18 protein-coding genes are annotated in these 20,831 nt (G+C 45.3%); 3 read left to right on the forward strand and 15 right to left on the reverse strand.

Annotated elements, in window-relative coordinates:
* Nucleotides 1-2: 2 nt before the first annotated feature.
* From DW896_RS16345 to tig, 9 genes are all read right to left on the reverse strand, one after another.
* Nucleotides 3-1,724, reverse strand: a complete 1,722-nt coding sequence (locus DW896_RS16345; protein ID WP_009037820.1) for an OstA-like protein — start codon at nucleotides 1,722-1,724, stop codon at nucleotides 3-5.
* A 25-nt stretch (nucleotides 1,725-1,749) separates the two neighbouring features.
* Complete coding sequence (locus DW896_RS16350) at nucleotides 1,750-3,117, reverse strand: peptidylprolyl isomerase (protein WP_005829568.1); 1,368 nt, start codon at nucleotides 3,115-3,117, stop codon at nucleotides 1,750-1,752.
* A 10-nt stretch (nucleotides 3,118-3,127) separates the two neighbouring features.
* Nucleotides 3,128-3,976, reverse strand: coding sequence for a peptidylprolyl isomerase (locus DW896_RS16355; protein ID WP_005829565.1), 849 nt, complete (start codon nucleotides 3,974-3,976; stop codon nucleotides 3,128-3,130).
* A 57-nt stretch (nucleotides 3,977-4,033) separates the two neighbouring features.
* A complete protein-coding gene (locus DW896_RS16360) occupies nucleotides 4,034-5,596 on the reverse strand; it encodes a peptidylprolyl isomerase (protein ID WP_009037819.1) in 1,563 nt (520 codons plus the stop codon).
* Nucleotides 5,597-5,685: 89 nt separating this feature from the next.
* Nucleotides 5,686-7,161: an IMP dehydrogenase gene (gene guaB / locus DW896_RS16365; protein ID WP_009037818.1), complete on the reverse strand. Its 1,476-nt coding sequence runs from the start codon at nucleotides 7,159-7,161 to the stop codon at nucleotides 5,686-5,688.
* A 102-nt stretch (nucleotides 7,162-7,263) separates the two neighbouring features.
* Nucleotides 7,264-9,447 (reverse strand): DNA helicase RecQ, encoded by a 2,184-nt coding sequence (gene recQ, locus DW896_RS16370; protein ID WP_009037817.1) that lies wholly within the window; start codon nucleotides 9,445-9,447, stop codon nucleotides 7,264-7,266.
* Nucleotides 9,448-9,621: 174 nt separating this feature from the next.
* Nucleotides 9,622-10,866 (reverse strand): ATP-dependent Clp protease ATP-binding subunit ClpX, encoded by a 1,245-nt coding sequence (clpX, locus tag DW896_RS16375; protein WP_005829557.1) that lies wholly within the window; start codon nucleotides 10,864-10,866, stop codon nucleotides 9,622-9,624.
* A 2-nt stretch (nucleotides 10,867-10,868) separates the two neighbouring features.
* Nucleotides 10,869-11,531: an ATP-dependent Clp endopeptidase proteolytic subunit ClpP gene (gene clpP / locus DW896_RS16380; protein ID WP_005829555.1), complete on the reverse strand. Its 663-nt coding sequence runs from the start codon at nucleotides 11,529-11,531 to the stop codon at nucleotides 10,869-10,871.
* A 131-nt stretch (nucleotides 11,532-11,662) separates the two neighbouring features.
* The gene (tig, locus tag DW896_RS16385; RefSeq protein ID WP_009037816.1) at nucleotides 11,663-13,018 is read right to left on the reverse strand and encodes a trigger factor; all 1,356 of its coding nucleotides are present in this window, start codon (nucleotides 13,016-13,018) and stop codon (nucleotides 11,663-11,665) included.
* A gap of 474 nt (nucleotides 13,019-13,492) precedes the next feature.
* Here tig and DW896_RS16390 point away from each other — a divergent pair, with 474 nt between their 5' ends.
* The gene (locus tag DW896_RS16390) at nucleotides 13,493-13,741 is read left to right on the forward strand and encodes an RNA-binding protein (RefSeq protein WP_005829545.1); all 249 of its coding nucleotides are present in this window, start codon (nucleotides 13,493-13,495) and stop codon (nucleotides 13,739-13,741) included.
* A gap of 82 nt (nucleotides 13,742-13,823) precedes the next feature.
* On the opposite strand, the gene lptB is transcribed toward DW896_RS16390, so the two are convergent.
* Nucleotides 13,824-14,564: an LPS export ABC transporter ATP-binding protein gene (gene lptB, locus DW896_RS16395; RefSeq protein ID WP_034523256.1), complete on the reverse strand. Its 741-nt coding sequence runs from the start codon at nucleotides 14,562-14,564 to the stop codon at nucleotides 13,824-13,826.
* Nucleotides 14,565-14,746: 182 nt separating this feature from the next.
* Here lptB and DW896_RS16400 point away from each other — a divergent pair, with 182 nt between their 5' ends.
* Nucleotides 14,747-15,490 (forward strand): ABC transporter permease, encoded by a 744-nt coding sequence (locus DW896_RS16400; RefSeq protein WP_005829541.1) that lies wholly within the window; start codon nucleotides 14,747-14,749, stop codon nucleotides 15,488-15,490.
* The gene (locus DW896_RS16405; RefSeq protein WP_005829539.1) at nucleotides 15,487-16,257 is read left to right on the forward strand and encodes an ABC transporter ATP-binding protein; all 771 of its coding nucleotides are present in this window, start codon (nucleotides 15,487-15,489) and stop codon (nucleotides 16,255-16,257) included. The genes DW896_RS16400 and DW896_RS16405 overlap by 4 nt, the downstream gene beginning before the upstream one ends.
* Before the next feature lie 114 nt (nucleotides 16,258-16,371).
* On the opposite strand, the gene der is transcribed toward DW896_RS16405, so the two are convergent.
* From der to DW896_RS16430, 5 genes are all read right to left on the reverse strand, one after another.
* Nucleotides 16,372-17,685 (reverse strand): ribosome biogenesis GTPase Der, encoded by a 1,314-nt coding sequence (der, locus tag DW896_RS16410; protein ID WP_005829538.1) that lies wholly within the window; start codon nucleotides 17,683-17,685, stop codon nucleotides 16,372-16,374.
* Between the two features lie 49 nt (nucleotides 17,686-17,734).
* The gene (era, locus tag DW896_RS16415) at nucleotides 17,735-18,616 is read right to left on the reverse strand and encodes a GTPase Era (RefSeq protein WP_005829536.1); all 882 of its coding nucleotides are present in this window, start codon (nucleotides 18,614-18,616) and stop codon (nucleotides 17,735-17,737) included.
* An 85-nt stretch (nucleotides 18,617-18,701) separates the two neighbouring features.
* Entirely contained in the window at nucleotides 18,702-19,706 is a 1,005-nt protein-coding gene (locus DW896_RS16420) for a beta-ketoacyl-ACP synthase III (protein WP_005829534.1), read from the reverse strand.
* A gap of 123 nt (nucleotides 19,707-19,829) precedes the next feature.
* On the reverse strand, nucleotides 19,830-20,015 hold the full coding sequence (rpmF, locus tag DW896_RS16425) for a 50S ribosomal protein L32 (RefSeq protein ID WP_004288267.1): 186 nt from the start codon (nucleotides 20,013-20,015) through the stop codon (nucleotides 19,830-19,832).
* A gap of 12 nt (nucleotides 20,016-20,027) precedes the next feature.
* A complete protein-coding gene (locus DW896_RS16430; protein WP_005829530.1) occupies nucleotides 20,028-20,606 on the reverse strand; it encodes a DUF177 domain-containing protein in 579 nt (192 codons plus the stop codon).
* Nucleotides 20,607-20,831 lie beyond the last annotated feature (225 nt).

Here is a 20,831-nt window from a genome sequence, read left to right on the forward strand (position 1 = left end):
CGCTACTTATTATTTCGTTTAATATGCATATTCCTTGGCGAAGTTACAGGTTTCCGGTCACTTTTCTTCAATACTTCACCTGCTTTTTTAGCCCTCCACTCGAAGATGTCCTCCTTGTTGAGCGGACGGATGTAGTCGAACCAAACAAAAGAAGGCAGCCTGCTCTTATCTGGTGGAATCTGGTCCAAAGGATAGGCTGTACCGGTAGTCTTTCCAACAAAGACTCCGCGCTCCATTCTTCTCTCCTTCAAGTACATTTTCAAAAGTCCACCTTCCGAATAGTTCATCATAATCAGCGAACTGTCCTTCTCCTCTACCGGATAATACACCACCAGTACATTGCCGTTTACCTCCACCAGACGCATGTCTCCATCTATGAAGAAAGCTTTCATCTCCTTACCGGAAACTTGGTTATAGTGAATACTGTCCTTTTTCTCTACCGTCAGGGCCTGATTGATGATATGTGCCCAGTCGATGGTACTATCGTTCATGTAAATTTTAATTTCCTCGCCCAACAACTGTTGTTCCCCGTGCCACAAGATAGGGTCGGTGTACATCGTCATGCAAGAGTCCTTGGAATTATACACCAACGAATCGCATACGGCCTGCACATCCGTGCGATAAGCACGCACCTTATGATAGGCACGCATCTCCCGGTACATGGAATCGGTATTCATATGGTAGGTAATCAGCCGCAAAGTATCACCATGCATAAACAGACTGTCGCCCTGCGAATAGTCGATAGCTACGGCACGTTTGGTGGCAACGGCGCTTCCGGTCAGTTCGTTGTAGAAACAATAGTCGCCAGTCAACATGTTCCGGTTGACCGTATCATTCATCTGTACATTGTCAAAAGCCTCACCGTATCCCAAGATGCGGTCGTAGAAAAGGCTGTCACCGGTCAATTTCTTGCCGTCGTTGGTCAGTACGGAACGGTCGAGCAGTTCTGCCTGCTCAGTAGTCGTATTGTACACGCCACGTTCGGAATAAATATGATTTTGATCACTCACAATGTCGGAGGGGCCTAAAATAGTAGCAATCTTGGTAGCTGTACTATACTTCAAGGTATCCGAAGTCAAGACAAACTTCGGATTGACCAGCTTCACGTCGTGATTGAAGACAGCCAACTTGGTGGCAGGGCTATATTCTCCCCACTCGGAAGTCAGCACATTATCCTCGTCGGTCAGCGTACCGCCTTCGAAGTAATAACCCAAATCGTACAGACGGTCATAGTTCAAACTGTCGGTTGTCAGCACCGTATTACGATTTATCATACGTACATTCTCACGCAGCATGGCCAGCTGCGACATGCCGTCATAATACAGATAGTCTCCATAGATAAACAAGGTGTCGCCCTGCTCCATACGCACATTGCCGAATGCCTCCACAGAATTTATCTTTTCGAATATCAGCGCACTATCACAGAACATGTACATACTGTCATGCTTCATCCTCACCGAACCGATGAGTACCTGCACATCAGGACGCAACTGTTTGTCCGCCTGCGCCTCATCTGCGTACAACAAATCGACGCGCGTCTTCTTCTTTTCCGACGTCTCCGTCTTTTTCTGTTCAATCGAGTCCACTTTCCTCTTCTCCGGTGCACCAGTACTCTTCTTTTTGTCCTGCGCACTCAGCAGACAGATGCCAAACAAGCATAGAATGCCTACCAGGAGGTATCTATGCTTGTTCAGGAAATGATTTTTTGTATTCTTCTTTTGCATACAAATCCATGTAAATCCTTCCGGATTATTCTTTGATCCAGCCCGGATACTTGAACGTACAGTTATTCTTCCAATTATCCTTGATACGGACATACGTGTGCTTCTGCTTCTCACGAATCCACTTGTCCAGCACTTCGTCGCGGCGTTTCTCCAACACAATCTCTTTCAAGTTCTGATAGTCATCGGCAATGGTAGCCTTGTGTCCCGTCGTACGGCTCTTCAGTTTCACAATCACACACTCTTCTTTTCCGGTCTTTTGCGGAATCATGGTGAAGGCTTCGGAGATTTCGCCCACTTTCATCTTATCCACCACCTTGGCTATTTCAGGGGGAAGTTCCTGCATCTCAAAACGGGAAGTGTTCGTATTGGGATTCGGCAACAAACCATGATTGTTACGCGTATCCTTATCCTGCGAAAGCACTGAGGCAGCCTCTTCAAAAGAGAACTTGTTATTGCGGATATCATCGGCAATAGAATCCAAACGGGCACAACCGGCAGCCAGAGCTTCTTCCGGAATATGCGGTTTCAACAGAATGTGGCGTGTTTTAATACGGTCACCGCGCTTCTCTATCAACTGAATGATATGGAAACCATATTCAGACTCTACAATCTTGGAAACCTTGCTGGGGTCTTGCAAGTTGAAAGCTACATTGGCATAAGCGGGGTCCAGCATACCGCGTCCCGAAAACTCTATTTCACCGCCACGCATGGCCGAGCCACGGTCCTCGGAGTACAGACGAGCCAACATGGAAAAGCTTTCGCCCTTATTGACACGGTCGGTATACTCACGCAGACGCCTCTTTACATCTTCTATTTCCTCCAAAGGAACCTTGGGCTGCTGAGTGATAATCTGCACCTCCACCTGGGTAGGGATATAAGGAATGCTGTCCTGCGGCAAATCCTTGAAGTAACGGCGCACCTCAGCCGGAGTTATCTTAATCTCACCCACCAGTTTCTGCTGCATCTTCTGAACTTTCAATCCTTCACGGGCATTCTCGCGCAGCGTTTCACGAATCTGGCTGGAAGTCTTATTGAAGTATTCCTCCATTTTCTCACGCGAACCGATGTTGGCGATATACATGTTCGTCATATAGTCCACACGCTGGATAACCTCACTCTCGGATACTTCGATACTGTCGAGGGCAGCCTGGTGAAGATACAGCTTCTGCACGGCTATCTCCTCCGGTATCACGCAATAAGGGTCACGGTCAAATTTGCGTCCTTCATACAATGCACTCATGCGTGCTTCTTCCACTTCGGACTTCAGTATAGCCTCGTCACCTACTACCCACACTACCTCGTCAATTACGTTGTCTTGTCCATAAACGGTAGAACCGACTAATAGCGTCAAGGCAAATAAAATTACAAACTTAAAGTTCATACACTGTTTCATTCTTGGTGTCTTATTCTAAATAATATTTAATCTTGTCTCTTTTCACCGCCCGTTGGTACAAATCATCCTTCACTTGCTTCATGAATTCCACCTGCTTCACGTTCAGCAGCATATCCTTCACTTGCCTACGGGCAAACTCATAGGGTTCCTGCTCTCCCACCGGGCGATAATCGCTCACATTCAGGAAATAATGGAAAGCCGTATCCTTCAGCTCTACATGGCGATTCTTGTCCAGATACTCGTCCACATTAGGAACCTTCAAGGGCAGCATATCCAGCACTTCCGATACCGGCACCCATTTATCATAAAAATACTCATACTTCACAGCATTCTGCAGACTGTACTTTTCCAGATGTTCCACCGCCTCACGGGTTTCCGTCTTGTACCAGCGACGAACATTGCCCAGCTGCGGGGCTGTCAAAGGAACTTTGATGAACAAGCCTTTCATCAACGGACGTTCCACCTTGAAGAGCGCCTGGTTCTTCTCGTAATACTCCGTCAAGTCTTGTTCTGAAATCTCCTCTGATAGCCGCTGATGTATTAAAGCCTGCTGATAGGTATGCATTATCAATGCTTTGCGATAATTCTCCACAAGTTTATCAATCTCACCGTTATTGGGAATATTGCTCTGCGCTTTATCGTACAGCAAAATATCTTCCACCCAATTACGGATATAATGTTCTGCAAACAACAGACTGTCGTCTTTGGACAAACCGGCAGGAAGTACCGATTGCAAATCTTCCCGGTAAAGGAAATTGCCGTCCAACTCCACTAACGGTGTCCACCCTTTATGGTCGTGCTGCTCGCTGCACGCCGCACAGAGAAGGAAAATTAAAAGCCCAAAGCAGGTTGTTCGCATCACCAACTGATATTTACTTCGTTTTGAGGTACGAAGATAGTGTTTTAATCGGTTGCATCAGTGATTATTAACGGTTTTTAAAACCTCTTGGTCAATTTCAACCTTACCGGCAGCACGCAACTTTGCCACCCAATGCGTTTCCAAATAGTTCCGATAAGCGGTTACGAGCGGCTCTCGCACCTCTTGCCAACTATCTGGTCCCTTCTGCTTACGACCTTGTACAGCAGTAAAGGGAAATGACAAAACCGGGGTTGCATTCTTCCCTTTGAACACCAATTCATCCACATATGCATTATCACCGGGAGCAAATAATCCTTGCTCTGCCCGCACCTTGGGAGTATCGCCGGCATTGAAAGTGAGACGGATGGCATCCATCCACTCCTCTTCCGGAATCTGTTTCAGAAATTTCCGTACTTGCTTCGCCACCCGCTTGGTAGTACAATGCAGCACAATACCCTTATAACGCGGTTCGTCCCAATGGAAGTCCGAACGGTGCGCCTCAAAATATGCTTTCAATCCCGCTTCATCCACCACACTCCTCTTTCCCACTTCACGGTCAGTGATTTCGGCAAGCAACATGCTGTCACGATGCCCCTGCACCAACGCACAGAATTCGGGATGCTTCAATTCCAGACGGGAGTTTTCATAGTCCAGAATCGTTTTTACTGTAAAAGCCTCCAACTGTCTGCGCGTCCCTGCCGGATAAACAGCGGCAAATCCGGCAAACTCTTTTCCACCGTATGCCTTGCCATCCAGTGTAAACAATACACGGGAAGTGCTTCCTTTGGCCAGCAGTTCGTCGATACCGGCTTTATCCGGCATATAGTGATATTCTTTCTTCAGTTTATCCACAAAAGCCCGCGTTCCTTTATCCATTCCATGACGACGGGTTTGACAACGGATTATCTTGTCCTTCATCCTCTCAAAAGGAAGGATTTCCTGCTGTTCGAGTACTTTCACGATATGAATGCCTTGAGGAGTGAGGAACGGACGGGAAATCTCTCCGGCATTCAACCCGAATACAATATCCTCAAACTCCACCGGCATCTGCAGCCAACCCACCCAAAACGCTTTCTTCTCATCGGAAAATTGCTCGACGCAAGCATCGAAAGACGGCACAGCTCCCCCTTCCTTTGCAAGAGCCCTGTAGATAGAATCCATCCTGGACTCCATCTCACGCAAGGTATGACCGGAAATATTCTGGGGAAGATATTTAAAAATATGCTTCACATATACCCGGCCCGCACGCCGGCCGGATTTCATCTTGTCATAATACTGCCGTGCCTCCTGCTCTGCCGTCTCCTCATCTGTCAAGTATGATTTAATCAGACAGCGGCGATACTCATCCTGCTCCTTCTGGAAGACACGGGAAGTATCCAATCCCGCAACTTCGGCAGCCTCTATTTTCAGCCTGAAGTCTATAAACTTATTCACATATGCATCCAATGCCTTCCGGCCTGCACCGACAGAGGTACCGCCCTTATTATAGCTACGTTCGAATTCAGAACGGAAGACCTCCTTTCCATTGATACGCATCAGTACCGGATCGTCCTGGGCCGAAACAGCCAATCCGAACCCGAGGAAGAAAAACACCCAAAACAATCTAACCATAAGCGCCATCCGTTCTTTTTATACGGCTGCAAATATAAACAAAATGCCCGGAAAGCGGCAATCTCTCTCCGGGCATTCACTATTATTTTGTTATTATCTTACTCTGGACGGCTATAGTTCGGTGCCTCACTGGTTATAGATACATCATGCGGATGGCTTTCGAGTACACCTGCATTAGTAATGCGGGTAAACTTGGCATCGTGCAGTTTCTCTATATTGGCTGCACCGCAATAGCCCATACCGGCACGCAGACCGCCAACCAACTGATAAATCACTTCATACAAAGTACCTTTATAAGGAACGCGGGCAGCAATGCCCTCTGGAACCAATTTCTTCACGTCACTGGTACCGCTTTGGAAGTAGCGGTCCTTGGAACCATTTTCCATAGCTTCCAGCGACCCCATACCCCGATAGGACTTGAACTTACGACCGTTGAAAATAATCGTATCGCCCGGAGACTCTTCCGTTCCGGCAACCAGCGAACCGATCATCACGCTGTAACCACCGGCAGCCAACGCCTTCACTACGTCGCCCGAGTAACGCAAACCGCCATCGGCAATCAAAGGAATACCCGTGTCCTTCAGTGCCTTTGCCACATCATAAACCGCAGACAACTGAGGAACACCCACACCGGCAACTACACGGGTAGTGCAGATGGAACCCGGACCGATGCCCACCTTTACTCCATCAGCACCAGCCTCGACCAATGCCTTCGCAGCTTCACCGGTAGCAATATTACCAACAACAATATCAATATGAGGGAAGTTAGCCTTGGCTTCTTTCAATTTTTCAATAACCCCCTTGGAATGTCCGTGAGCCGTATCAATGACAATGGCATCCGCCCCTGCATCCACCAAAGCCCGCATGCGCTCCAAAGTGTCATTCGTCACTCCCACTCCGGCAGCAACGCGCAGACGACCTTTGCTATCCTTGCACGCCATAGGTTTATCCTTTGCCTTGGTAATATCCTTATAGGTAATCAGACCTACCAATTTGTTGTCTTTATCTACTACCGGCAACTTCTCGATTCTATGTTCTTGCAGAATTTGAGAAACAGCCTCCATATCCGTCGTAGGATTGGTAGTAATGATGTTCTCCTTAGTCATTACCTCATCGATACGCTTATTCATATCTTTCTCAAAACGAAGGTCACGATTGGTAACAATGCCTACCAAATATCTTTCATCATCTACCACCGGAATACCACCAATCTTGTATTCAGCCATCAAAGCCAGCGCATCAGCTACCGTAGAACCTCTCTTGATAGTCACCGGGTCATAAATCATACCGTTTTCAGCACGCTTCACAATAGCTACCTGACGTGCCTGCTCCTCAATGGACATATTCTTATGAATAACTCCGATACCACCTTCGCGGGCAATGGCAATAGCCATCTTCGCTTCGGTAACCGTATCCATGGCAGCAGTTACAAACGGGATTTTTAACTCAATGTTTCGTGAAAACTTAGTCGAGAGTTCGACTGTTTTAGGCAAGACTTCAGAATAAGCGGGGATTAACAGTACGTCGTCATAAGTTAATCCATCCATTACAATCTTATCAGCAATAAATGACATAGGGCTATGCGTTTAAAATTTATTGCGTGCAAATATACGGTTTTTATTCCATTCCGTATACTTGCACGCAACATTTTTTTCTTTTTTATCAACTAAAACCAATCAGTTTGCCATCTCTGAAATAAACTTGATGCGTACCAAACGTACCTCTTCTTCCGTAAAGTCATCACCCAACTCATCCAGAGCATCGTCAATCTTATCAGTGGTAGATTCCTTGAAATAATCATAGATATCCAGCAAGTGGTCTTCATCCATAATATCCTCCAAGAAATAGTCGATATTCAATTTCGTTCCGGAGTAGACGATAGCTTCTATCTCATCCAGCAGCTCTTCAAACTCAATGCCCTTTGACATGGCAATGTCATCCAATGCCACCTTACGATCAATGGCCTGAATGATGGCCACCTTCATTTTTGACTTATTGGCCACAGTACGCACACGCAAGTCCTCGGGACGTTCAATCTCATTCTCCTCACAGTGCCGCTTAATGAGTTTACAGAATTCCTCGCCGTAGCGTTTTGCCTTTCCGGCTCCTACACCCGGTATGTTCTGCAACTCGTCCAAAGTCACCGGATATATGGTCGCCATCGCTTCCAAAGACGGATCCTGGAAAATGACATAAGGAGGAACTTCCAACTTCTTGGACAACTTCTTTCGTAAGTCCTTCAACATGGAGTACAATGCCGGGTCTACCGCACACGCACCGCCTCCACGTGCAGGTGCTTCCTCTTCCACATCCTCAAAGTCATTGTCTTCCACTATCTTGAATGATTTGGGATGTTTAAGGAACTTCCTACCGTCATCCGTCACTTTCAGCAAGCCATAGTTTTCGACATCCTTACTCAGATAACCGGCAATAAGCGCCTGACGGATCACAGCATTCCACGTTTTGTCTTCTTCGCCCATACCAGAGCCGAACACTTCAAGATCTTCGTGCAGATGCGCCTGCACCTCTGAAGTTTCCTTACCTTGTATTATGTCTATAATATAGTCCGCTTTAAAATTTTCTTTCACCGCGAGAATAGCTTCAATCACGGTACACAATAATTCTTGAGCTTCCACTTGTTTTTTCGGATTTAAACAGTTGTCACAATTACCACAATTTTCTTCCATATATTCTTCACCGAAGTAATGAAGCAACGCCTTTCGGCGGCATACGGAAGATTCGGCATACGCAGCAGTCTCCAGCAGAAGCTGCTTGCCAATTTCCTGCTCTGCTACAGGTTTTCCTTGCATAAACTTCTCGAGCTTCTGCAAGTCTTTATTGGTATAGAAAGTAATACACTGCCCTTCTCCCCCATCTCTTCCGGCACGTCCGGTCTCCTGGTAATATCCTTCCAGACTTTTAGGTATATCGTAATGAATGACATAGCGCACATCCGGTTTGTCAATCCCCATACCAAAAGCAATGGTAGCTACAATCACATCAATTTTTTCCATCAGGAAATCATCCTGGTTCTGTGTTCGTGTAGCCGAATCCATTCCGGCATGATAGGCACGGGCATTGATTCCGTTTGCCTGCAGGATTTCAGCAAGTTCCTCCACTTTCTTCCGGCTCAGGCAATAGATAATGCCTGACTTTTCGGGATTGTTCTTAATGAACTTGATGATGTCCCGGTCTACATTTGCAGTCTTGGGGCGTACCTCATAATAGAGATTCGGGCGGTTGAACGATGACTTGAACACCTGCGCATCCACCATACCCAGATTCTTCTGGATGTCATGCTGCACTTTCGGTGTAGCCGTCGCAGTCAACGCTATCAGAGGGGCTTTTCCTATTTCATTGATAATGGGACGGATGCGGCGATACTCAGGACGGAAGTCATGGCCCCATTCAGAGATACAATGGGCTTCGTCCACGGCATAGAACGAAATCTTCACCGTTTTCAGAAACTCCACATTCTCTTCCTTCGTCAGTGATTCCGGAGCCACATACAACAGCTTTGTCTTGCCACTGAGTATGTCGGACCGGACCTGATCTATCGCACTCTTGTTTAGGGAAGAATTGATGAAGTGGGCTATCCCATCCTCTTCGCTGAAGTTACGCATCGCATCGACCTGATTCTTCATCAAGGCAATCAGAGGAGAAATCACGATACCCGTGCCTTCCATCAATAAAGAAGGCAACTGATAGCATAAAGATTTTCCTCCACCGGTAGGCATCAACACGAATGTATCATTACCTGCCAACAGATTCTCTATGATTGCTTCCTGATTTCCTTTAAATGTGTCGAACCCGAAGTATTTCTTCAGCTGGTCTGTCAAATTAATCTTCTTCCCTGCCATGATTCATTAGGTTGTTGTTTATTGAGTTAACTTTTAATAGTGGTACTCCGCCTTGTTTTCACAAAGAACCCTAACAAAGTTATAAACAACTTCTTAAATTTCAAGCATAATCCATCGAATATTTTTCAATAAAAAGTAAAATAGTCGGTTTTACCCCGTATTACCATCTGATTCTTAAGCACTTTGCAGTCGTGCTATATTTGCCTTTTCAAGCTGGCGCTTGGCGTAGTCCAACGTCACAACAAAATTGTCCTTCTGTTCTGACGGAATTTCGAACATGGCATCCATCATAATTGTCTCCACAATGGAACGCAAGCCGCGGGCTCCCAACTTATATTCTACCGCTTTATCCACGATATATTCAAATACAGCATCTTCAAACGTCAGCTTCACATTGTCCATCTCAAACAGTTTGATGTATTGCTTGATGATGGAATTCTTCGGTTCCGTAAGAATGGAGCGCAATGCCGCACGGTCCAACGGATTCAGATAAGTCAGCACCGGAAGGCGGCCGATAATCTCGGGAATCAGTCCGAACGACTTCAAATCCTGCGGAGCAATGTACTGCATCATGTTGCTCTTATCAATGGTTGCCGTATTGCGTACAGCGCTATACCCGACAACGTGCGTATTCAGCCGCTGGGCAATTTTCTTTTCAATGCCATCGAAAGCCCCACCGCAAATGAACAGGATATTCTTGGTATTGACCGGAATCATTTTCTGGTCGGGATGCTTGCGCCCACCCTGAGGAGGCACATTCACCACAGAACCCTCCAGCAGTTTCAGCAATCCCTGCTGCACGCCTTCACCACTCACATCACGGGTAATGGAAGGATTATCACCCTTGCGTGCTATTTTGTCTATCTCATCAATAAACACGATACCTTGCTCTGCCTCGGGCACGTTATAATCCGCCACCTGGAGCAGACGCGTCAAAATGCTTTCAATGTCCTCACCCACATAACCTGCCTCTGTCAGAACCGTTGCATCTACAATAGTAAAAGGAACATGCAGCAACTTGGCGATAGTACGCGCCAATAACGTCTTTCCTGTACCGGTACTGCCTACCATGATGATGTTCGATTTTTCAATTTCCACATCATCACCGCCGTCCTTCTGGAGCAGACGTTTGTAATGGTTGTACACCGACACAGACAAGAAACGCTTGGCATCGTCCTGACCAATGACATATTGATCGAGGAACTTCTTTATTTCTACGGGTTTAGGAAGTTCTTTCAGATTCAGCTTCGTGGCACTTGCCTTCTTGCCAGCCCCCAAAGCCTCCTGAGTAATCTCATAAGCCTGGGTGGCGCAACTGTCGCAGATATAGCCATTCATCCCCGTTATGAGAAATCCGACTTCATCTTCGGTGCGACCGCAAAAACTGCATCTATTTTTATTCTTTCTTGAATCTGCCATATTTATTTTTTAATCAAAACCTCATCTACCATACCATATTCTTTGGCCTCCTGGGCTGTCATCCAGTAGTCACGGTCAGAATCTGCCCATACCTTGTCAAAGGGAGTGTGGGAGTGGTCGGCGATAATGGTATAAAGTTCTTTCTTCAACTTCTGGATTTCACGTGCCGTGATTTCAATATCCGAGGCCTGCCCCTGGGCACCTCCCATCGGCTGGTGTATCATCACGCGGGAGTGGGTCAATGCGGAGCGTTTGCCTTCGGCACCGGCAACCAGCAATACGGCTGCCATGCTTGCCGCCATTCCAGTACAGATGGTAGCCACATCACTACTGATGAACTGCATGGTATCATAAATACCCAGACCGGCATATACCGAACCGCCCGGCGAATTGATATAGATGGAAATATCCTTGCCCGGATCCACCGAATCCAGATAAAGCAACTGAGCCTGCAAAGTATTGGCTGTATAGTCATCAACCTGCGTACCGAGGAAAATGATGCGGTCCATCATCAGACGGGAAAACACGTCCAACTGCGTTACATTGAGCTGGCGTTCCTCGAGGATATAGGGATTCAAATAGCCGGCTTGTGATTTAATCACATCGTCCAGCACCAAACTGTTCATACCAAGATGCTTGGTAGCGTATTTTCTAAAATCATCCATTTCTTTCTATTTTTTAATTTATAAGGATACAAAGAAACAAAAAAGAACACAGAGACACAAAAAAACACAGAGTTATAGTTTGTCAAACTCTGTGTTTCTTTATAAATTTTAGCCGTAGGCTCACATTACTCTTATGCAAACATCTTATTGAACTCTTCAGCAGAAACGTTCTTATGCTCCAGTTCCACCTGAGACTTCAATGCTGCAGCCAATTTAGATTCAACCACACGATTAACCAAGCCTTCTATGCTCTCTTTCTTCTTAAGCATTTCCTTTGAGTAGTTTTCCAGGATTTCTTCAGGCACACTCATCATACCATATTGTGCAAACTGTGCGCGGGTAGCTTCCTTAGCCATGTTTGTGATGTCTTCCTGCTCAACCTTGATATCATTGGCTTTCACCAGCTGTTCTTTAATCAGGTGCCAAGTCAGCTCTTCGATGCTCTTGTCATAGTTGTCCTCTACAAAGCTTTCTTCCTTGTCAGGATTGTTCAGACGCATAATGCGCTTCAGTAATGCATCCGGGAATTCCAGCTTGCCTACTTTCTCTGTCAGCATCTTACGTGCGTCAATCAAGAACTTATAGTCACTGTCTGCCACGAACTGGTTGGCAATAACTTCCTTCACTTTGGCACGGAATTCCTCTTCCGTTTTCACATTACCTTCGCCAAATACCTGGTCGAAAATTTCCTGAGTCAAGTCACCCGGAACGAAACGTGTGATTTCTTCTACCTGGAAGCTGAAATTGGATTTTACTTCGGGAGCAGCTTCCTTGTCAATCTTCAATAAAGAAGACAATTCGGCAGCATTTCCGTCCCAAGCAGTATTCGGATTGAATACAAGCACATCGTTCACTTTTGCACCGGCAAAGATAGATTTCTGTTCATCATTTTTCATGTACGAAGGCATCATTACAGCACCTTCCACCTGAATACCACCCTCTTTGGTATTACCTTCTTCATCCAGTTCAGCAAGCAAACCTTTCAGCATGTCATTGTCCTCGTAAACGTCTACCTTGTCATACTTGCCGTTACGTTGAGTGTAAGCCTTGACCTGGTTATCCACCATTTCGTCTGTAACTTCAATAGTATAGTAATCTACCTTATCTTTTGCACTGACTTCAGCTTTAAATTCCGGAGCCAAAGCAATATCAAACAAGAATTCGAACTCTTCCATAGTATCGAAATCAATTTCCTGCTGCTTGTCTTCGTTGGGCAAAGGCTCGCCCAATATATTTACCTTATTGTCCTGGATATACTTATATACTGTTTCTGAAAGCAGCTTGTTCACCTCTTCAGCCAATGCAGACTTACCATACATTTTCTTAACTAAGCTCATAGGAACCATTCCCTTACGGAAACCGGGAATCTGTGCCTTCTGACGGAAGCTCTTCAATGATTTGTCTACTTTTTCCTGATAATCTGCTTTCTCAAGCTTTACAGTAAGCAGTGCGCTTACTTTGTCAATGTTTTGTAATGAAACGTTCATTCTGACAATTATTTATTTGATTTATACTTTGTTCCATATCTCAAATGGGCGTGCAAAATTAGCGTTATTCTTTCAATTATCAAAAGAACATTGCCGATTTATTTCAGTTTAATTCTTGGATAGAGCGGTAGAAGAGCCCAACCATCGGGCTGACAACGGAGGACGTTTACGGGAAAGATACTCAGGGAAAAGACGATGATAAACCGAACCGTCCAGTTTCTATGAAGAGAAATGGGAGATGCCCGAAGGCACGACAATCTACAAAAATAATTAAGGAAAAACATTGTTTATCCGAATTTTATGCGTTTCTTTGTCGCGGAATGATGGCGCATTAGTTTTTCGATTTCCATTACATGGTTTTTACTTCCGTTTTCAAGAACGCTTTTGTAAACTCTCTGTCGTTGTAATCCATTTATTATTCAGCCTTCCTTCCAAGAGAGTTTTATTCATTATATTTATTTTATCAATTTCATTATGAACATTTATGTTGGAAACCTTAACTACCGCGTTAAGGAGAGTGACCTGCAGAAGGCAATGGAAGATTACGGCACAGTATCTTCTGTAAAATTTATCAATGACCGCACCACCGGACGTTTCAGAGGCATCGCTTTTGTAGAAATGGAAGATGACGCTGCTGCAGCTAAAGCTATTGCCGAACTAGACGGTGCTGAATTCTTCGGCCGCCAAATGGTAGTGAAAGAAGCAAGACCTCCAAAATATTAATCATAGAGATTTAAGGAGAAATAAAAAAAGGCCACTGAATGAGTGGTCTTTTTTTATTTCTATCAATCGACAGTATCCGGGATTACTTCATAAAATCCTTGCGACGAAGTACGAAGCTATTACTCAGATACTTTTCACGTACAATCTTATTCTCGGCCAACTCTTCCGGCGTACCCTGGAACAGAATTTTTCCTTCAAACAGCAGATAAGCACGATCGGTAATGCTCAGCGTCTCCTGCACATTGTGGTCAGTAATCAAAATGCCGATATTCCTATCTTTCAACTTCCACACAATCTGCTGAATATCCTCCACTGCAATCGGGTCTACACCGGCAAAAGGCTCGTCCAACATAATAAATTTGGGGTCAATGGCCAGACAACGGGCAATTTCTGTACGGCGCCGCTCGCCACCTGACAACTGGTTACCCTTGTTCTTCCTTACCTTCTGCAAGCGGAACTCTGCAATCAGACTCTCCAGCTTGTCTTTCTGATACTCCAAAGGCTTGTCGGTCATTTCCAGTACAGATGCAATATTGTCTTCCACACTCATTTGACGGAACACGGAAGCCTCCTGCGCCAAATAACCGATACCCGTCTGCGCACGCTTGTATACCGGATATTTCGTTATATCCAAATCATTCAAGAAGATACGTCCCTCATTGGGAGTAATCAGCCCTACGGTCATATAAAACGAAGTTGTCTTACCGGCGCCATTCGGCCCCAGCAAACCGACAATCTCCCCTTGCTTCACATCAATGGACACATGGCTCACTACCGTACGCTTTCCGTACTTTTTCACCAAATCCTCCGTACGCAGCACCATGCTACCTTCCTCCCGTGGCTCTGCCCCGGCAGTCAAGCTTGGTCCGACCTGCAGATTTTCCTTAACTTCCTCTACATTGTCCTTTATGCCTTTTTCTTCTTCCATACTCTAAAGGTTTTCGCCGCAAATGTAGCAAAAATAAGCCGAAATAGTGTACATTTGCATTCAAATACTTATATGTTATGTTTAAAGCACTTAAGACAGTGGGACGATATATCATACTGATGGGACGCGTATTTGCCCGTCCCGAACGTATGCGTATGTTTTTCCGCCAATATGTCAACGAGTTGGAACAGCTCGGCGTGAACTCTATCGGCATCGTATTGCTGATATCGTTCTTCATCGGAGCTGTAATCACCATACAGATAAAGTTGAACATCGAGAGTCCTTTCATGCCTCGATGGACAGTGGGATATGTAACCCGAGAAATCATGCTGCTGGAATTCTCCTCCTCCATCATGTGTCTGATTCTGGCAGGAAAGGTCGGGTCAAACATCGCCTCGGAGCTGGGCACCATGCGAGTCACCCAGCAGATAGACGCCCTTGAAATTATGGGTGTCAATTCTGCCAACTATCTCATCCTACCGAAAATTGCCGCTATGGTGACAACCATTCCACTGATGGTGACGTTCAGTATATTCGCCGGCATCATAGGTGCCTTCTGTACTTGCTGGTTCGGCGGCATCATGTCGGCGGTAGATTTGGAATACGGCTTGCAGTACATGTTTGTCGAATGGTTTATTTGGTGCGGCATCATCAAGTCACTGTTCTTTGCCTTTATCATTGCCAGCGTATCGGCATTCTTCGGTTACACCGTCGAAGGCGGTTCCATCGAAGTGGGCAAGGCGTCCACCGACTCCGTAGTATGCAGCAGCGTACTTATCTTATTCGCCGACCTAATATTAACTCAACTTTTAATGGGATGATTGAACTGAAAGGACTTTGCAAATCATTTGAAGAAAAAGAGGTACTGAAAGATATCAATGCCACTTTCGAGAATGGAAAGACCAACCTGATTATAGGGCAGAGCGGTTCGGGAAAAACCGTACTCATGAAATGTATCGTGGGTCTGCTGACACCGGACAAAGGAGAACTGTTGTATGACCACCGCAACTTCCTCGCCATGGGAAAGAAGGAAAAGAAAGCGCTCCGCCGGGAAATGGGAATGATTTTCCAAAGTGCCGCGCTGTTCGATTCCATGACGGTACTGGACAATGTGATGTTTCCACTGAACATGTTCAGCAACGATACCCTGCGCGATCGGACTCGTCGTGCCATGTTCTGCTTGGAGCGTGTAAACCTGATTGAAGCCAAAGACAAATTTCCCGGAGAAATCAGCGGCGGTATGCAGAAACGCGTAGCCATTGCCCGTGCCATTGCCCTAAACCCGCAATACTTGTTTTGTGACGAGCCGAATTCAGGACTTGACCCCAAGACCTCGCTTGTCATCGACGAACTGATACAAGATATAACCCGAGAATACAATATGACTACTCTCATCAACACTCATGACATGAACTCTGTAATGGGTATCGGAGAAAAAATCATCTATATTTACGAAGGACACAAAGAATGGGAAGGCAATAAAGACGATATCTTCACTTCCACCAACGAGCGGTTGAACAGTTTCATATTTGCATCTGACCTATTCCGGAAAGTCAAAGAAGTGGAGATACAGAACCTTGAAGGATAAAACCACACCTCATTTTCTAACCTATTACATAAGAAAGCGTCCGGAAGCTATGTTCCGGACGCTTTCTCTTCATAAAACCAGTTAATAGAATCGACTATATCATCACGATATATTTTACTTCTGCCGGATATAGATATTTATCGGAGTTCCGGTCAACTTCCATTTCTCACGCATCTTATTTTCCAGGAATCGTCTGTAAGGCTCTTTCACATATTGTGGAAGATTTGCAAAATAAACAAATGACGGCACCTGGGTATTGGGCAACTGCGTAATATACTTTATCTTGATATACTTACCCTTAATTGAAGGGGGTGGATACGCCTCGATAAGCGGCAGCATTTCCTCGTTCAAACGAGCTGTCGGAATACGCGTCATACGATTTTCGTACACATCACGCGCCTCTTCCAATACCTTCAGAATACGCTGTTTGGTCAGTGCCGAAGCAAAGATGATAGGAAAATCCACAAACGGAGCGAAACGGTTGCGGATAGCATCTTCGAAAGTCTTCATCACCTTCACAGTCTTGTCCTTCACCAAGTCCCACTTGTTCACCACAACCACCAGCCCCTTGGCATTCTTCTGTATCAAGGAGAAGATATTCAAATCCTGGCTTTCGATGCCACGCGTAGCGTCTACCATCAAAATACATACATCTGCATTCTCAATGGAACGAATGGAACGGATTACAGAGTAGTACTCCAAATCCTCATTCACCTTGTTCTTCTTACGGATACCCGCCGTATCTACCAGGTAGAAATCAAAACCGAATTTATTGTAGCGGGTATAGATAGAATCGCGCGTGGTACCGGCAATCTCCGTCACGATGTTGCGGTCTTCTCCAATAAAGGCATTGACTATGGAAGACTTTCCGGCATTAGGGCGTCCCACTACTGCAAAGCGGGGAATATCCTCGTCCAGAATTTCATCAGATTCCTTCTTGAACTTGCTGACGATAAGGTCCATCATATCGCCCGTACCGCTACCCGTTACAGCAGAAATACAATAAGGGTCACCCAAACCCAAACTGTAAAACTCAGGAGCATTGTATTGCAGTTCATGATTATCAGTCTTATTGGCAACCAGCAACACAGGCTTCTTGGCACGACGCAAGATGGCAGCTACCTGCTCGTCGAGGTCCGTAACCCCGTTCATCACATCCACCACGAACAGTATCACGTCGGCTTCGTCCACCGCCATCAATACCTGCTTACGAATCTCTTCTTCGAAAATATCATCAGAGTTCACTACCCAACCGCCGGTATCTACCACGGAGAACTCACGTCCCAACCATTCGGTCTTTCCATATTGGCGGTCACGGGTGGTTCCCGCTTCCTCATTCACAATTGCCTGACGTGTCTTGGTCAGACGGTTAAATAATGTAGACTTTCCCACATTGGGACGTCCTACGATTGCAACTAAATTTCCCATAGTTCACACTCTTTGTTTTTTGCGACTGTCACAGTCGTATGAATAACTCTTAATCCAGCTGATAACCAAAATTACGCAGTTCCTTGTCCGAACTCCGCCAATCCTTATCAACTTTCACAAACGTCTCCAGGAATATCGTTTTCCCGAAAAACCTCTCCAAATCACGGCGCGCTTCAGTAGCCACTTTCTTCAAAGCCTTCCCCTGCTTGCCTATGATAATACCTTTTTGCGAATCACGCTCCACATAGATTACGGCACTGATATGAATCTTCTTTGCCTCCTCCTTAAACTGTTCTACCATCACCTCCACCGAATAAGGGATTTCCTTATCGTAGTACAACAGAATTTTCTCACGGATTATTTCGGTCACGAAGAAACGCGCCGGCTTGTCCGTCCACTGGTCCTTGTCGAAATAGGGAGGAGAGTCGGGCAACAGCTCCTTCACCCGCTTCATGACATAATCCACATTAAATTTCGAAGTAGCAGAGATAGGAATAATTTCCGCCTTCGGCAGCAATTCCTTCCATGCTTCCACCAGTTCCACCAGCTTTTCCTGGTTGCTTAAATCAATCTTATTGATAAGCAGCAATACCGGAACGTCCAAGTGTCCCACTTTCTCCACAAAGTCATTATGCTTGTCGGGAGTCTCAACCACATCTGTCACATACAGCAACACATCCGCATCCGTCAATGCCGAAGTGGAGAAATTCAGCATGGACTCCTGTAACTTATAGTTTGGCTTCAATACACCCGGAGTGTCCGAAAACACAATTTGCATGTCATCCGTATTATAGATGCCCATAATCCGATGACGGGTGGTCTGCGCCTTGAAAGTGGCGATAGAAATGCGCTCACCCACCAAAACGTTCATCAATGTGGATTTGCCCACATTCGGATTTCCCACGATATTTACAAAACCTGCTTTGTGCATGACTTCAGTATTTGAATTGAGACAAAAAAACGCATCGAATCGAAATAGGATGCGTTTTTATCATATTATATTTAGCAATAGTATGTTACTGCTTCTTTCCGTCGTATCCCCACTTCACATACACGGCTCCCCAGGTAAATCCTGCGCCGAATGCAGTGAAAATAAGGTTGTCGCCTTTCTTCAGCTTATCTTCAAAGTCCCAGATGCAAAGAGGCAACGTAGCAGCACTGGTATTGCCGTAACGTTCGATATTAATCAGTACTTTCTCACGAGGAACTTCCAGACGATGTGCCACAGCATCAATGATACGAAGATTGGCCTGGTGCGGAATCACCCAGTCAATGCTATCCTTTGTCAGACCGTTTTTCTCGGCAATGGCCGCGCTAACATCCGACATATTGGATACGGCATACTTAAACACAGTACGTCCTTCCTGATAAATGTAATGCATGTGGTTGTCTACAGTAAAATAAGAGGGAGGACAAACCGACCCACCCGCTTTCATATGCAGGAAAGGCAAACCTTTGCCGTCGGTTCTCAGAATAGCATCCATAATACCTACATCTTCTGTTGTCGGCTCGAGCATGAAAGCTGCAGCGCCGTCTCCAAAGATAGGACAAGTAGCACGGTCTGTATAATCAACCATTGACGACATCTTGTCGGCTCCCACAATGATAACCTTCTTATATCTTCCAGAACGGATGAAATTGGCCGCCGTCTCCATCAGATAGAGAAATCCGCTGCAGGCTGCCTGCAAGTCAAAAGCATATGCATTTTTCAGCCTTAGCTTATCACATAAAATAGAAGCTGTAGAAGGGAAATGATAATCCGGAGTGGAAGTAGCTACAATCACCAGATCTATATCATCCGGATCCGCGCCAGTACGTTGCATCAGCTGTTTGGCAGCTTTACGCGCCATATAGGAACTACCTAACCCTTCTTCATTCAGGATACGTCTTTCCTTTACTCCGATACGAGTCATAATCCATTCGTCATTGGTATCCACCATTCTTGAGATTTCGTCGTTTGTCAAGACGTAATCAGGTACATAACCGCCGACTCCTGTAATTACTGCATTTATTTTTTCCATTAAAATCTTGTTTACTTATAGAACTACTGAAACAACGGTAGTCTAAAAAGGTTTGCTTATTAAATTACAAATCTTTTTAGACGCCCGATATTCAAGTATAAGTTTTAGTCAAACTGACCGTAATTATACGGCAGCTTCCTTTTCAACTGCAAGCTTACCTCTATAGTAACCACATGCACCACATACAGTGTGATATACATGCCACTCACCACAATTCGGGCAAATAGCCAGTGTAGGAGCTACTGCTTTATCATGAGTTCTTCTCTTCGCAGTTCTTGTTTTTGACTGTCTTCTCTTAGGATGTGCCATTTTCTTTAATCTTTAATTGTTATCTAATATTTTCTTTAATTCGTCCCAACGCGGGTCTACCTGCGTTTCTTCTTCATTCATCAGCTCCACCTCTTCTTCCGGAGCAAATGTGTCCTCAGCCATATCATCATCCGGAGTAGTGCGCATATGCTTACTCAATTTGCTGGTCATTGCCTTGTTACACTTACCCGGAGCATGCACATGCTTCATGGGGATGGCCAAAGCTACAAACTCGTACATAAACCATGCTACATTAATCTCACCTTCCTCTTCGGGAATTACAATGAGATTGTCACCTTCTTCGGCATATTCATGACCGAACTTAACCAGCAGCTTATCTGTCGAGCTGACAAGCTGTTCCATATCGTCCAAACAACGGTCACATGGCACCCACACCATTCCGTCTGTCTGGAAGTTCAATTCGAAAGCACGAGATGTTTTCTTTACAACTAACACCACATTGACTTTACCCTTCTGCACTTCCGGTCCATCAATATTGGCAAAGAAAAGGTTGTCTAGCACAAACTCATATTTGCATGAATCTGCTTGCATACCTTTCAGGTCTATTTTGTATTTATCAAACTTTCCCAAAGCTTCTTTTGTTTATTCGGGCGACAAAGATACGAATAATTATCCTCATTATGTAGTATTTAGAGTAAAATATTCATTTTTTTATGTTCATTTCACCCTGATATCACTACAAATCAGCAGAAAACTCATGGTCTAAAACACAAGAACAATCCATGCCGGCATCCAAGTATATGTAAAGATATAAAACGAACAAAGCCTCCGTATCCTTATCAGACACGGAGGCTT

Origin of the sequence: Bacteroides sp. AM41-16 (genome assembly GCF_003603495.1) — a bacterium.
In the GTDB taxonomy this organism is placed as follows: domain Bacteria; phylum Bacteroidota; class Bacteroidia; order Bacteroidales; family Bacteroidaceae; genus Bacteroides; species Bacteroides uniformis.